The organism is Bacillus sp. AF62, assembly GCF_050312695.1.
Classification (GTDB): Bacteria; Bacillota; Bacilli; order Bacillales; family Bacillaceae_G; genus Bacillus_A; species Bacillus_A cereus.
In genome coordinates this window covers 98,901-112,517 of record NZ_JBNPJZ010000076.1, presented here as the reverse complement: position 1 = coordinate 112,517, position 13,617 = coordinate 98,901, and the positions used below count along the sequence as shown (strand labels likewise).

Genomic DNA, 13,617 nt, shown 5'->3' with positions numbered 1-13,617 from the left:
TACTCGAATTCTAGTATTACCAACCTTCATTTCTTTTAAGCAAAAAAGTAAAACACAATTAATAGTTTTCCCAGAAAACACGCTTATGGCACTTTTCACAAGCACCATCAATCCATTGCACAAAAAAACTCTCCTCGATCGAGGAGAGTTTTTTATAAATTAGTTTGTTTTTAATTTAGCAAGTTCCTGTAGAAACTTGTCGTTTAGCACTTTAATGTATGTTCCTTTCATACCTAAAGAGCGAGACTCAATTACACCAGCACTTTCTAATTTACGTAGTGCATTTACGATTACAGAACGAGTAATTCCTACACGATCAGCAATTTTACTTGCAACAAGTAAACCTTCTGTTCCATTTAATTCTTCGAAGATATGCTCAATTGCTTCTAACTCACTGTAAGATAATGAGCTGATTGCCATTTGAACAACAGCTTTACTACGTGCTTCCTCTTCGATTTCTTCTGCTTTTTCACGTAAGATTTCCATGCCTACAACAGTTGAGCTGTACTCAGCAAGGATTAAATCGTCATCTAAGAACTCTTGACCAAGACGAGCTAATACTAAAGTACCTAGACGCTCACCACCACCAACGATTGGTACGATTGTAGTTAAACCTTGACCAAATAATTCTCTGTTTTCTACCGGGAATGCTGTGTAAGCACTGTTCACATCTAAGTTTGAAGATGTTTCTGTAATGTTGAATAAGCTTTGTGTATATTCTTCTGGGAATTGACGTTCTGCAAGCATTTGCTTCATGCGTTCGTTTTCGATTTGTTGGTGAATTGCATAACCTAGTAATTTACCACGACGACTAACTACGAATACGTTTGCTTCGATTACTTCACACATTGTGTCAGACATTTCTCTAAAGTTTACAGGCTTCCCTGCTGCGCTCTGTAATAACGCATTTAATTTTCTTGTTTTTGCTAATAATTCCATTTCAAAAGTTCCTCCTACATGTTACTCACATATTTTTTCATCACTTGGAAACTAGGGCGAGTCACCTGATGACACTATTACAAAATAAACTGGCTCACATCTTTATTTTTAGCAATTGTTGCTAATTTCTCCTCAACGTATTGAGGAGTTATCGTTATTTTCTCTAACGTAATTTCAGATGCTTCAAACGATAAATCTTCAAGGAGCTTCTCCATAATCGTATGAAGTCTTCTTGCTCCAATATTATCTGTATCCTGATTAACTTGATAAGCAATCTCAGCAATCTTACGAATAGCTTCGTCTGAAAATTCAATTTCTATACCTTCAGTCGCTAATAATGCCATATATTGTTTAATTAACGCATTGTCAGGCTCGATTAATATTTTAACAAAATCGTCTGTCGATAATTTTGTTAATTCTACTCGAATCGGAAATCTCCCTTGCAATTCCGGAATTAAATCCGACGGTTTAGACATATGGAACGCTCCAGCTGCAACGAATAAAATATAATCCGTTTTTACTGATCCGTATTTTGTCGCAACATTCGACCCTTCTACAATTGGCAAAATGTCACGTTGCACACCTTCACGTGATACATCTACGCTATTCGACTGCTTACCAGCAATTTTGTCAATTTCATCGATAAAAATAATCCCGAGCTGTTCAGCACGATAAACAGCCTCTTGTGTAACTTCATCCATATCAATTAAGCGCTGTGCCTCTTCATTTGTCAAGAGTTTTCTTGCTTCTTTTACAGAAAGTTTACGTTTTTTTGTTTTTTTCGGCATAAAACTCCCTAACGCATCTTGGAAATTCATTCCCATTTGCTCCATGCCAGTTCCTTGTAACATATCAAACATTGACGACTGTTGCTCAGTCACTTCAATCGATACAATCTCTTCTTCAAGAAGCCCTGCAGCAAGCTTTCTCTCCACATCTTGACGTTTCTTTTCGATTTCACCATCTTCTTGTGTATCAGACGTTTGACTCGAATTTTGAGCGCCCCCAAAAAGCATCTCTAATGGATTTTTAAATCCAGATTGCTTCTCCGGACTCGGTACTAAAATTTCAACAAGACGTTGATTCGCTTGCTCTTCTGCTTTATCTTGAACTTTCACTACCATTTCTTCTTTTACGATACGAACCGATGTTTCCACAAGGTCACGTACCATCGACTCTACATCTCTACCCACATATCCAACTTCTGTGAATTTTGTAGCCTCAACCTTAATAAAAGGTGCTCCAACGAGTTTCGCCATTCGTCGTGCTACCTCTGTTTTCCCAACACCTGTCGGTCCAATCATCAAAATGTTTTTAGGTGCTATTTCATCACGTAAATTTTCAGCTAATTTACTGCGACGGTATCGATTTCTCAACGCTACAGCAACCGCTTTCTTTGCGTCTTTTTGACCGATGATATATTGATCTAATTTTTCCACAATTTGGCGCGGAGTAAAATGTAAATGCATATAAAATGCCTCCCTTACGATTCTACAATTCTTCAACAATTATGTTGTGATTCGTATAAACACAAATATCACCAGCAATCTCTAAACTCGCTTTCGCAATTTGTTTCGCTGTTAAGTGTTCACTTGCATATTGCTTTAAAGCACGACCTGCAGAAAGCGCATAATTTCCACCAGATCCAATTGCTAAAATACCATCATCCGGTTCAATCACTTCTCCTGTACCTGAAACAAGAAGCATAGTTGTTTTATCCATGACAATGAGCATCGCTTCTAGTTGACGTAACATTTTATCGCCACGCCATTGTTTTGCCATTTCAACAGCAGCACGCTGCAAGTTGCCATTATACTCTTCTAATTTTCCTTCAAACATTTCAAAAAGAGTAAATGCATCAGCAACTGAACCTGCAAAACCAGCTAAAACTTTACCTTGGAAAAGTCTGCGAACTTTACGAGCTGTATGTTTCATTACAACAGCATTTCCCATTGTCACCTGACCATCTCCAGCCATTGCACATTCTCCATTATGATGAACTGCAAATATCGTTGTAGCGTGGAAATTCCCCATAGAAAAAACTCCTTTATTTGTTTTTATAGCTTTTAAAGCAATTTATGCCCGCGGGTGATGCTTCATGTAAACAGAACGCAATCTTTCTTTAGAGACATGCGTATAAATTTGTGTAGTCGACAAATTCTCATGACCTAATAGCTCCTGTACAGTACGTAAATCCGCCCCTTCATCTAACATGTGTGTAGCAAATGTATGCCTTAACATATGGGGACTTATCCGCATTGTCAGTGACGCCTTTTTAATGAGTTCATTTAAAACATAACGTACTCCACGACTTGTTAGCGGTGTACCTTTCGCATTTAAAAATACCATACGAGAGTCTTCGTCAGTCTTATTAACTAACTGTTTTCTCCCATTCTCTATATAAGTAATTAAAGAATCTTGCGCATAGCTTCCGAACGGAATATACCTTTGTTTTTTTCCTTTTCCCATTACTAAAATTGTTCCCACCGCAAAGTCAATATCGGTAAGTTGTAAATTGACACATTCACTCACACGGATTCCAGTCGCATACATCAACTCTAATAAAGCTTGATTCCTTTGACCTAATGGTGTTCCCGTGTCAGAAACTTCAAATAATTCCTCTAACTCTTCAGCATATAAAAACTTTGGGATTGACAATTCTTTTTTGGGGAGTGACGCAAGTGCAAACGGATTATCTTTTCGATAACCTTCACGCATCAAAAAACGATATAAACTTCGTAAGCTTGATACTTTTCTTGCGACAGATTTACGGGCTAACTTTTCATCGTGCAACGTCGTTAAGTACAAACGAACATCCGCGTATGTAACGTCTAAAAAAGAGGATATGCCTTCTCGCTCCATAAATTGCACAAAATGTTCTAAATCATTTTGATAACTTGCAATTGTATATTTTGAATAATTTCTTTCAATTTGTAAATATCCAACGAATAATTGTAACAATTTCTTCACATTCACACAACTCACCTCAATAAAGGCTACTAAATCATATCACAACTTAGTAGCCTTTGCAAGAAATTTAACTAAATATTTACAAAATTTTGAATTGTTTCTAAAGCGCGTGTTGCGTATGCTTCATTTCGTTCCGCTTTCTTTTTGATCTTTTTCTCTAACGGTGCAAATAGACCGAAGTTCGCATTCATCGGTTGGAAGTTTTTAGCATTCGTTGCCGTAATGTAATTTGCCATGCTACCCATTGCAGTTACTGACGGTAATACAACTGGCTCTTCACCTTGCACAAGACGTGCAGCATTAATTCCCGCTAATAATCCTGATGCTGCTGATTCAACATATCCCTCTACTCCAGTCATTTGACCAGCGAAGAATAAATCATCACGTTGTTTATATTGATATGTTGGACGAAGCAAATTAGGTGAATTAATAAACGTATTACGATGCATTACACCATAACGTACAATCTCTGCATTTTCCAGTCCCGGAATTAACTGTAGCACTTCTTTTTGTGGTCCCCATTTTAAATGCGTTTGGAAACCTACGATATTGTATAAAGTTCCCGCTGCATCATCTTGACGCAACTGAACAACAGCATATGGCGTTTTTCCTGTTTTTGGATCTTCCAATCCAACAGGTTTCATAGGTCCAAATACTAGCGTCTGTCTCCCTCTACTTGCCATAACTTCTACTGGCATACAACCTTCAAAGAAAATTTCTTTTTCAAACTCTTTTAAAGGCACTGTCTCAGCAGCAATTAAAGCCTCATAAAAACGGTCAAACTCTTCTTCTGTCATTGGGCAATTTAAATATGCAGCTTCACCTTTGTCATAACGCGATTTTAAATATACTTTATTCATGTCAATGCTGTCTTTTTCTACGATTGGTGCTGCCGCATCGTAGAAATAGAAATAATCTTCACCTGTTAGTTCTTTTAATTGTGCAGCAAGATCAGGAGATGTAAGTGGACCTGTTGCAATAATTGTTGGTCCTTCTGGAATTTCAGTAAGCTCTTCGTTCACTACAGTTACATTCGGATGGTTTTTTACGTATTCTGTTACTTTAGCTGCGAACTCATGACGGTCTACAGCTAAAGCACCTCCAGCTGGTACAGAGCACTCGTCTGCCGCACGAATAATTACAGAATCCATTAAACGCATTTCCTCTTTAATAACTCCAACTGCATTTGTTAAAGTGTTTGCACGAAGTGAATTACTACATACTAATTCAGCAAATTTATCTGTGTGATGAGCTGGTGTTTGCCTTACCGGCCTCATTTCATATAATCTAACTTGGACACCACGTTTTGCAATTTGGTAAGCTGCTTCACTTCCTGCAAGACCTGCGCCAATGACGTTTACTACTTGTGTTGTCATTTATATCACCTTTCCTTTTCTTCCCGAAAAAAATGTGAGCAGTTACGCTCACATTTGTTGTTCTTCTTCATAATCGCACGAAATACATTGTACTTGCACGCCTTTTTTTAACTTTTTCTCTACAAGCATGCCTTCACACTTCGGACATTTACGACCAATTGGCTTATCCCAAGATACAAAGTCACACTCTGGATACGTACCGCATCCATAGAAAAGACGTTTCTTTTTGTTACTGCGACGCTCAATAATTTGTCCTTCTTCACATTTCGGACAAGTTACACCGATTTCTTTCACAATCGCTTTTGTATTACGACAATCAGGGAAATTCGAACAAGCCATAAACTTCCCGTATTTACCCATTTTAAAGACCATTGGATGTCCGCATAATTCACAGTCTTCCCCAGCTGGCTCATCTTTAATTTCCACTTCACGCATTTCTTTTTCCGCTTTTTCTAAGCGCGGTTCAAATCCTACGTAGAAATCATCAACAATTTTCACCCAATTGGCATTTCCTTCTTCTACTTCATCAAGGCTTTGCTCCATATTGGCAGTAAATTCAATGTTAATAATTTCTGGGAAAAACTCTAAAATAAGTTCAATTACTATTTCACCAAGTTCAGTCGGAACGAAGCGTTTATTATCCAAACCTACATATCCACGTTTTTGAATCGTTTCAAGTGTAGGTACATAAGTCGACGGTCTTCCAATTCCAAGTTCTTCAAGTGTTCTTACTAGACGGGCCTCTGTATAGCGCGGAGGAGGTTGTGTAAAATGTTGCTTCGGTTCTAAATCCTTTGAAAATACAGTTTCCCCTACTTCTAAAGGCGGCAACATCTTATCCTTTTCTTCCGCACCATCATCTTTCGACTCTACATACACTTTCATAAATCCTGGGAACTTTACAACCGATCCACTTGCACGGAACTGAACATTGTTATTAATGAGTCTCGCTGTCACAGTATCCATTATAGCAGACGCCATTTGACTTGCAACAAATCGCTCCCAAATCAATTTATATAATCGAAGTTGATCACGACTTAAGAAACTTTTCAGTTCCTCTGGCTTTCTCATTACCGAAGTAGGACGAATTGCCTCATGTGCATCTTGTGCATTTGACTTTTTCGATTCTTTCTTCTTTTCTGTTCCTATGTATTCCGTACCATACGCTTCAGTGATGTAAGTACGTGCCTCTGTTTGAGCTGTTTCTGAGATACGTGTTGAATCAGTTCTCATATACGTAATAAGACCTACAGTTCCTTGTTTTCCAAGATCTATCCCTTCATACAATTGCTGTGCAAGCATCATCGTTTTCTTTGCTCGCATATTTAACTTACGTGCTGCTTCTTGTTGCAAGGAAGATGTTGTAAACGGTAATGCAGGATTACGTTTTCGCTCTTTGCGCGTTACATTTTCAACTGAAAACGCATTGTCTTTCATCTGTTCAATTATTTCATTCACTTGCGTTTCATTCGTTAATTGAACTTTTTCACCATCTACACCGTAAAAACTTGCTTCAAATGTGTCTTTTCCTTTTACAAATTCTGTTTTAATTGTCCAGAATTCTTCAGGTTCAAAGCTTTGAATTTCCTTTTCACGTTCGATGATTAAACGAACTGCTACAGATTGTACACGCCCTGCACTTAATCCTTTTTTTACTTTCTTCCATAATAAAGGACTAATATTGTAACCAACAAGACGATCAAGTATGCGTCTTGCTTGTTGTGCATCTACTAAATCCATATTAATTGCGCGAGGATGTTTAAATGATTCTTTGATTGCATCTTTCGTAATCTCATTAAACACAACCCGACAATCTGATTCAACGTCCACATTTAACGTATTCGCTAAATGCCAAGCAATCGCTTCCCCTTCGCGGTCTGGATCGGCCGCGAGATAAACTTTCTTTGCTTTTTTCGCCGCTGATTTTAAATCCTTTAAGACGGGACCTTTACCACGAATGGTAATATACTTCGGGGTGAAGTTGTTCTTTACTTCTATCCCCATTTGACTTTTTGGCAAATCGCGTACATGTCCCATAGACGCGACAACTTTGTATTTTTTCCCTAAATATTTCTCAATGGTCTTCGCCTTAGAAGGCGACTCCACGATTACGAGGTAATCTGACATGCTAGTGCCTCCTTAAGAGGTGGATTCAAGTCTTCATTAATCTTATTGATTTCTCTTGTTTTTGTCAATCAAGAATGAATATACCATACAGTGCCAATCTACCATTTGTCAATAATTGTTTAATAAAAATTTAAAAATATAAGGTTAATTTAAAATCTCCTCCAAGATATCTTCTGCATTTCTTACTAATTTTGCTCCTTGTTGAATAAGATGATTCGTTCCCGATGCCCCCTCTATAAATATAGGTCCAGGAAGCGCAAACACCTCTCTATTTTGCTCTAACGCAAGGTCTGCAGTAATAAGTGTTCCACTTCTCGATTTGGCTTCTACAACTAAAACACCTTTACTTATACCACTAACAATCCGGTTCCTTTTTGGAAAATACCATTTTTTCGGTGCATAGTGTGGAGGATACTCTGTCAATAACAATATATATTCCTTCCACATTTCATATAAATGTCTATTTTCTTTCGGATACATAAACGACAATCCGTTCCCTAATATCGCAATAGTCGGGCAATGATGCCTTACTGTAATCTCATGAGACATTGTATCTATCCCTTTTGCAAACCCACTGACAATAAGCCACTCTCTTTCTAATAAAGGGTGTAAAATAAACTTCAAACTCTCATGACCATATAATGATGGTTCTCTCGTTCCAACAACTGCTAATTTATTTACTTTATTGAGAAAATCTTTCTCTCCTTTTCCATATAAAACGAAGGGAGGATCTTGTATTTCACGTAATAATTGCGGATAATTTTCATCCCATATCGTTATATAAAAAATACGATTTTTCTCTAAATAAGATATATATTGCGGAAGATTTGAACTTTGAAGAAATTTCACTAGTTCTGAAGATTTTTTCGAGGATATTCCAGTGTAGTATTCCATTTGTTTTTCGTTAAAAGTATATATGTTCTTTAATTCTGGATCGACATATAGTAGCCTCTCCATCGCTTTCCAATAATCTGCTAGCAAGTAATGAAGATGTAATAATCGCTCTCTTTTCATCTCAATTCTCCTTACCCATAATTTTTATTATGTAAACAGAAAAAGTGTAAAAAGACACCCTCAAGTAAGAGGGTGTCTTTCAACAGATTAATAGTTTTTGCAAGTCTCAAATAAACCTTTTTCTTTTAAAACAGAGATTAGCGTTTCTCCCATAACTGCTGGAGTTTCAGCTACTTTAATGCCACAAGCTTCCATTGTTTTAATCTTTTCAGCAGCAGTTCCTTTACCGCCAGAAATGATTGCACCAGCATGGCCCATACGTTTGCCAGCAGGCGCTGTTTGACCACCAATGAAGCCTACAACAGGTTTTGTCATATTAGCTTTTACCCATTCAGCTGCCTCTTCTTCTGCTGTACCGCCGATTTCACCAATCATAATTACAGCATGTGTTTCTTCATCTTCATTAAATGCTTTTAACGCATCAATAAAGTCTGTACCGTTAACAGGGTCCCCGCCGATACCTACAGCAGTAGATTGTCCAATACCCTCTTGTGTTAACTGGTGTACAGCTTCATACGTTAAAGTACCAGAGCGCGATACGATACCTACATGACCTTTTTTATGAATGTATCCTGGCATAATACCGATTTTACATTCATCAGGCGTGATAACACCTGGGCAGTTTGGTCCAAGTAAACGTGTATGTTTACCAGCCATATATCTCTTTACGTTTACCATATCTAATACAGGAATTCCTTCAGTAATACATACTACTAAATCGATTTCTGCATCAACTGCTTCCATAATTGCATCAGCCGCAAAAGCGGGTGGAACGTATACAACTGAAGCGTTTGCGCCTGTTGCTTTCACTGCATCTTCTACAGTATCAAATACTGGTACACCTTCAATATCAGAGCCACCTTTACCTGGCGTTACACCACCGACAATTTTCGTACCGTATTCAATCATTTGTTTTGTATGGAATAAACCTTGAGAACCTGTAATACCTTGAACAATAACTTTTGTATCTTTATTAACTAATACGCTCATTTTTCTCCCCCGCTTTCTATTAGCCCACTAGTGAAACAATTTTTTGTGCACCGTCTGCCATAGATTCTGCTGCAACAATATTTAAGCCAGACTCATTTAAAATTTTCTTACCTAGTTCTACGTTTGTACCTTCAAGACGTACAACTAAAGGTAACTCAAGACCTACCTGTTTCGTTGCTTCAATAACACCTTCTGCAATAACATCACACTTCATAATGCCACCAAAAATGTTAACGAAGATACCTTTTACATTTTTGGCAGAAAGGATAATTTTGAATGCTTCTGTAACTTTTTCAGCAGTTGCACCGCCACCAACATCTAAGAAGTTAGCTGGGTCACCGTGGTAATGTTTAATGATATCCATTGTAGCCATCGCTAAACCTGCACCATTAACCATACAACCGATATTTCCATCTAAAGGAATGTAGTTTAAGTCGTATTTTGAAGCTTCAATTTCTTTTGCATCTTCTTCGTCAAGATCACGAAGCTCTAAAATGTCTTTATGGCGATATAACGCATTAGAATCAAAGTTTAATTTTGCATCTAGTGCCATAACTTTACCTTCACCTGTTGTAACAAGTGGGTTAATCTCAGCGATAGAGCAATCTTTTTCAATAAACGCACGGTATAAGCCCATCATAAACTTCACAGCTTGTCCTACAAGCTCTTTTGGAATATTGATGTTAAATGCAATTCGGCGCGCTTGGAAACCTTGTAAGCCTACTGCTGGATCAATATATTCTTTAAAGATTTTTTCAGGTGTTTTTTCTGCTACTTCTTCAATTTCTGTTCCGCCTTCTTCAGAAGCCATTAAAACAACTTGAGAAGTTGCACGATCTAAAACTAGACCTACATAATATTCTTTTTTAATATCGCAACCTTCTTCGATAAGTAAGCGTTTTACTTCCTTACCTTCAGGACCTGTTTGATGTGTCACAAGTGTAGTTCCTAAAATGCTTTCTGCATATGTACGAACTTCATCTAAATTTTTTGCAACTTTTACTCCGCCAGCTTTGCCGCGTCCACCAGCGTGAATTTGTGCTTTCACTACACATACATCTGTTCCTAATTCTTTCGCTGCTTCTACAGCTTCTTCTACTGTAAATGCAACCTTCCCGTTCGGAACGCTAACCCCATAGCTTCTAAGGACTGCCTTACCTTGGTACTCATGGATATTCATGGTCCCATCCTCCCCTGTTTTCCTGTTTTACTCGAAAAGTTTTTTAATGTTTAAAAAACATTACATTGCCATTGTATAAGATGATTGGCACGCTGTCTACAATAAAGTGTCAGAAAACTGAAATCGCTTTATTCTTTTTCGGAAATAGTAATGTTTATATGCCAAAATAAAAAATAAGCTGTATATTTACAGCTTATTTTTGAATCATATCTTTAATTGGCGCGAATGACTTTCGGTGTTCCTCTAATACTCCATGCACTTCAATTGCCTCTAAATGTTGCTTTGTGCCATATCCCATATGTTGCTCAAATCCGTATTCAGGATACTTCTCTCCCAGTTCTTTCATCATACGATCTCTCGTTACTTTTGCGATAATGGATGCAGCTGAAATCGAAACACTTTTCGCATCACCTTTAATAATTGAAGTTTGCGGAATTGGTGTGGGAAGCTTCATCGCATCAATTAATAAATGTTGGGGTGTATAAGATAAATTTGCAACAGCATCTAACATCGCTTGTTTCGTTGCTTGGTAAATATTAATTTCATCAATAACTTGCGGTGATACAATTCCAACTCCAATTGCAATCGCTTGTACTTTTATTTCATCATAAAAACGCTCACGTTTCGCTTCACTCAGCTTTTTTGAGTCATTTAACCCTGGAATATAAAAATCCTCAGGAAGAACGACAGCTGCCGTCACAACAGGCCCAGCCAATGGCCCGCGCCCTACTTCATCAATACCTGCGATATATGTGACCCCTTTTTCACGCAAAGCATTTTCATACTTGGACATTTCAAAAAACTTCTCTTTTTCTTTCTGTTCTAACTCTTTTTGTTTATACCACTTCAAAACGAGCTTTTGAACGCCTTTTCGCTCATCTTTCATTAACAGTTGAAAGCGATCATCTTCTTCATTCATAATTTCTTTCAATACATTTTCCGCTTCTTTTATCGTCATTGTTTGCATTTATACAAGCTCCTTTTTAAACGTATCCAAAAAGAAAAGACGCACAAACGCACGTCTTATACTTCTTCTATTTTTTCCACATCTTCTACTTGCTCTGCAAACTCTTCCGGTGTCTCAAACGTCATTTTTCCAAGTTTGCCACCACGAAGCTCACGAAGTACAAGCTCAGATGTCTTATCATAATCAATCATTCCGCCGCCCATTAAGCAGCCTCTATTTTTTCCAATTGCATCGAATAATTCCACAATATCTTCTGGAATCTCATTTAAATTGTAGCGTTCTTTCAAGCGTTCTGGATAATGTTTCTCCATAAAACGTAATGCGTAAACAGCTACATCTTGTAAATTTAAAATTGAATCTTTAATTGCACCCGTCGTCGCTAAGCGAAGACCCACTAATTGATCTTCAAATTTAGGCCACAGAATACCTGGCGTATCTAACAATTCCATTTCCTTCCCAACTTTAATCCATTGTTGAGCTGTTGTCACACCTGGACGATCTCCTGTTTTAGCAATATTTTTCTTTGCCAATTTATTAATTAATGTAGATTTACCAACATTTGGTATACCTACAATTAATGCGCGAATCGCTCTCGGTCTAATACCTTTTGCAACCATTTTATCAAATTTTTCTTTAACAAGCACTTTACAAGCTGCTGCAATTTCTTTCATACCTTGTCCAGCTTGCGCATTAATCGAAATTGCCATATGGCCTTTTTCTTTAAAATATGCGATCCATTGTTTTGTTAAACGATCATCTGCCATATCCGCTTTATTTAAAACAACAAGCCTCGGCTTATGTGTAATGATTTCATCAATCATTGGGTTTCGAGATGATAATGGTAATCGAGCATCTACAAGCTCAATTACAACATCAATTAATTTTAATTTCTCCGTTACTTGGCGTCTAGCCTTCGCCATATGCCCTGGAAACCATTGAATTACCATGTTGCCACCTTCTTTTTCATTTATTTCACAATACGTGCGTCTTCTAACGGCCAATATAACATATTGGCTTTACCAATTACTTGATCCTTTGAAATCGTACCGATTGAACGGCTATCTTTACTAAAACGACGATTATCACCTAAAACAAATAATTGATCTTTTGGAACAGTTTTCTTGCCTGTCATTTCTTCAAGATTAAAATCATATGTAAGCGGTCCGTCAGCAATTTGCTTTTTCTGCTTGTCTAAATACGGCTCCTCATAAGCCTTTCCGTTAACATACAGTTTATCATTACGATACTCTATTTCATCGCCTGGCAGGCCTATAATGCGCTTAATGTAATCTTTATCTTCTGTTGCTCGAAATACGATAATATCAAAGCGTTTTGGATCTCCAATGTGATAACCAATTTTATTCACAATCATTCGATCACGATCATGTAAAGTAGGTGCCATCGATACCCCGTCTACGAGAATTGGAGCAAAGAAAAACTGTCTAATAACACCAGCTAATACAACAGCAATCAAAATTGCTTTAATCCATTCCCAAAGTGAACTCTTCTCTTTTTTCATGCATTTCCCCTCCACGGTTATGTAAGCTGTTCGTATTATACCAAAATTTCATATAGATTGGAAAAAGGGAGCTTGTGCATTTACAAGCTCCCATACATGTCTTATCGAATTTCTTTAATACGTGCTTTTTTACCGCGAAGGTTACGTAAGTAGTATAACTTAGCACGACGTACTTTACCACGGCGAAGTACTTCGATTTTCGCGATTCTTGGCGTGTGAACTGGGAATGTACGCTCAACACCTACACCGTAAGAAATCTTACGAACTGTGAATGTTTCACTAATTCCGCCACCACGCCGTTTAATTACAACACCTTCGAAAAGCTGAATTCTTTCACGAGTTCCCTCAACAACTTTTACGTGTACACGTAAAGTGTCACCAGGACGGAATGAAGGAAGGTCAGTTTTTAATTGGCCTTTTGTAATTTCTGCGATTAATTGTTGCATATTAAATTCTCTCCTTTAAACAGATGCTCTTATAAAGTCTTAATAAATTACAGCGGAACATCGTTAATACGGCTACTGATTTCAGTAGC

Annotated in this window: 13 protein-coding genes; all 13 read right to left on the bottom strand. The window is 37.6% G+C overall.

Features of this window, described 5'->3' with window-relative positions:
* Positions 1–159: 159 nt before the first annotated feature.
* The gene (codY, locus tag ACQRBL_RS18740) at positions 160–939 is read right to left on the bottom strand and encodes a GTP-sensing pleiotropic transcriptional regulator CodY (RefSeq protein ID WP_000421290.1); all 780 of its coding nucleotides are present in this window, start codon (positions 937–939) and stop codon (positions 160–162) included.
* 77 nt (positions 940–1,016) lie between these two features.
* Positions 1,017–2,408, bottom strand: coding sequence for an ATP-dependent protease ATPase subunit HslU (gene hslU / locus ACQRBL_RS18735; RefSeq protein ID WP_000550085.1), 1,392 nt, complete (start codon positions 2,406–2,408; stop codon positions 1,017–1,019).
* Between the two features lie 22 nt (positions 2,409–2,430).
* Positions 2,431–2,973, bottom strand: a complete 543-nt coding sequence (gene hslV / locus ACQRBL_RS18730) for an ATP-dependent protease proteolytic subunit HslV (RefSeq protein ID WP_000526274.1) — start codon at positions 2,971–2,973, stop codon at positions 2,431–2,433.
* A gap of 42 nt (positions 2,974–3,015) precedes the next feature.
* Positions 3,016–3,915 (bottom strand): tyrosine recombinase XerC, encoded by a 900-nt coding sequence (xerC, locus tag ACQRBL_RS18725; RefSeq protein WP_001101245.1) that lies wholly within the window; start codon positions 3,913–3,915, stop codon positions 3,016–3,018.
* 65 nt (positions 3,916–3,980) lie between these two features.
* Entirely contained in the window at positions 3,981–5,285 is a 1,305-nt protein-coding gene (trmFO, locus tag ACQRBL_RS18720; RefSeq protein WP_000213006.1) for an FADH(2)-oxidizing methylenetetrahydrofolate--tRNA-(uracil(54)-C(5))-methyltransferase TrmFO, read from the bottom strand.
* A 48-nt stretch (positions 5,286–5,333) separates the two neighbouring features.
* On the bottom strand, positions 5,334–7,412 hold the full coding sequence (gene topA / locus ACQRBL_RS18715; RefSeq protein ID WP_001286955.1) for a type I DNA topoisomerase: 2,079 nt from the start codon (positions 7,410–7,412) through the stop codon (positions 5,334–5,336).
* 144 nt (positions 7,413–7,556) lie between these two features.
* Entirely contained in the window at positions 7,557–8,426 is an 870-nt protein-coding gene (gene dprA, locus ACQRBL_RS18710) for a DNA-processing protein DprA (protein WP_411996003.1), read from the bottom strand.
* Positions 8,427–8,513: 87 nt separating this feature from the next.
* A complete protein-coding gene (gene sucD, locus ACQRBL_RS18705; protein ID WP_411996002.1) occupies positions 8,514–9,416 on the bottom strand; it encodes a succinate--CoA ligase subunit alpha in 903 nt (300 codons plus the stop codon).
* A gap of 19 nt (positions 9,417–9,435) precedes the next feature.
* The gene (gene sucC / locus ACQRBL_RS18700) at positions 9,436–10,596 is read right to left on the bottom strand and encodes an ADP-forming succinate--CoA ligase subunit beta (protein ID WP_411996001.1); all 1,161 of its coding nucleotides are present in this window, start codon (positions 10,594–10,596) and stop codon (positions 9,436–9,438) included.
* Between the two features lie 193 nt (positions 10,597–10,789).
* Positions 10,790–11,563 carry a ribonuclease HII gene (locus ACQRBL_RS18695; protein WP_001194269.1) on the bottom strand — a complete coding sequence of 258 codons (774 nt, stop codon included), beginning with the start codon at positions 11,561–11,563 and terminating at the stop codon, positions 10,790–10,792.
* 56 nt (positions 11,564–11,619) lie between these two features.
* A complete protein-coding gene (ylqF, locus tag ACQRBL_RS18690) occupies positions 11,620–12,510 on the bottom strand; it encodes a ribosome biogenesis GTPase YlqF (protein WP_000236702.1) in 891 nt (296 codons plus the stop codon).
* A gap of 20 nt (positions 12,511–12,530) precedes the next feature.
* On the bottom strand, positions 12,531–13,082 hold the full coding sequence (gene lepB, locus ACQRBL_RS18685) for a signal peptidase I (protein ID WP_000711852.1): 552 nt from the start codon (positions 13,080–13,082) through the stop codon (positions 12,531–12,533).
* Between the two features lie 101 nt (positions 13,083–13,183).
* Positions 13,184–13,528, bottom strand: a complete 345-nt coding sequence (gene rplS / locus ACQRBL_RS18680; protein ID WP_001186516.1) for a 50S ribosomal protein L19 — start codon at positions 13,526–13,528, stop codon at positions 13,184–13,186.
* Between the last annotated feature and the right edge of the window lie 89 nt (positions 13,529–13,617).

Excerpts from the sequence above, each read along its gene's own strand:
- codY (WP_000421290.1), bottom strand. The coding sequence starts at position 939 with ATGGAATTATTAGCAAAAACAAGAAAATTAAATGCGTTATTACAGAGC.
- hslU (WP_000550085.1), bottom strand. The coding sequence starts at position 2,408 with ATGCATTTACATTTTACTCCGCGCCAAATTGTGGAAAAATTAGATCAA.
- hslV (WP_000526274.1), bottom strand. The coding sequence starts at position 2,973 with ATGGGGAATTTCCACGCTACAACGATATTTGCAGTTCATCATAATGGA.
- trmFO (WP_000213006.1), bottom strand. The coding sequence starts at position 5,285 with ATGACAACACAAGTAGTAAACGTCATTGGCGCAGGTCTTGCAGGAAGT.
- topA (WP_001286955.1), bottom strand. The coding sequence starts at position 7,412 with ATGTCAGATTACCTCGTAATCGTGGAGTCGCCTTCTAAGGCGAAGACC.
- dprA (WP_411996003.1), bottom strand. The coding sequence starts at position 8,426 with ATGAAAAGAGAGCGATTATTACATCTTCATTACTTGCTAGCAGATTAT.
- sucD (WP_411996002.1), bottom strand. The coding sequence starts at position 9,416 with ATGAGCGTATTAGTTAATAAAGATACAAAAGTTATTGTTCAAGGTATT.
- sucC (WP_411996001.1), bottom strand. The coding sequence starts at position 10,596 with ATGAATATCCATGAGTACCAAGGTAAGGCAGTCCTTAGAAGCTATGGG.
- ACQRBL_RS18695 (WP_001194269.1), bottom strand. The coding sequence starts at position 11,563 with ATGCAAACAATGACGATAAAAGAAGCGGAAAATGTATTGAAAGAAATT.
- ylqF (WP_000236702.1), bottom strand. The coding sequence starts at position 12,510 with ATGGTAATTCAATGGTTTCCAGGGCATATGGCGAAGGCTAGACGCCAA.
- lepB (WP_000711852.1), bottom strand. The coding sequence starts at position 13,082 with ATGAAAAAAGAGAAGAGTTCACTTTGGGAATGGATTAAAGCAATTTTG.
- rplS (WP_001186516.1), bottom strand. The coding sequence starts at position 13,528 with ATGCAACAATTAATCGCAGAAATTACAAAAGGCCAATTAAAAACTGAC.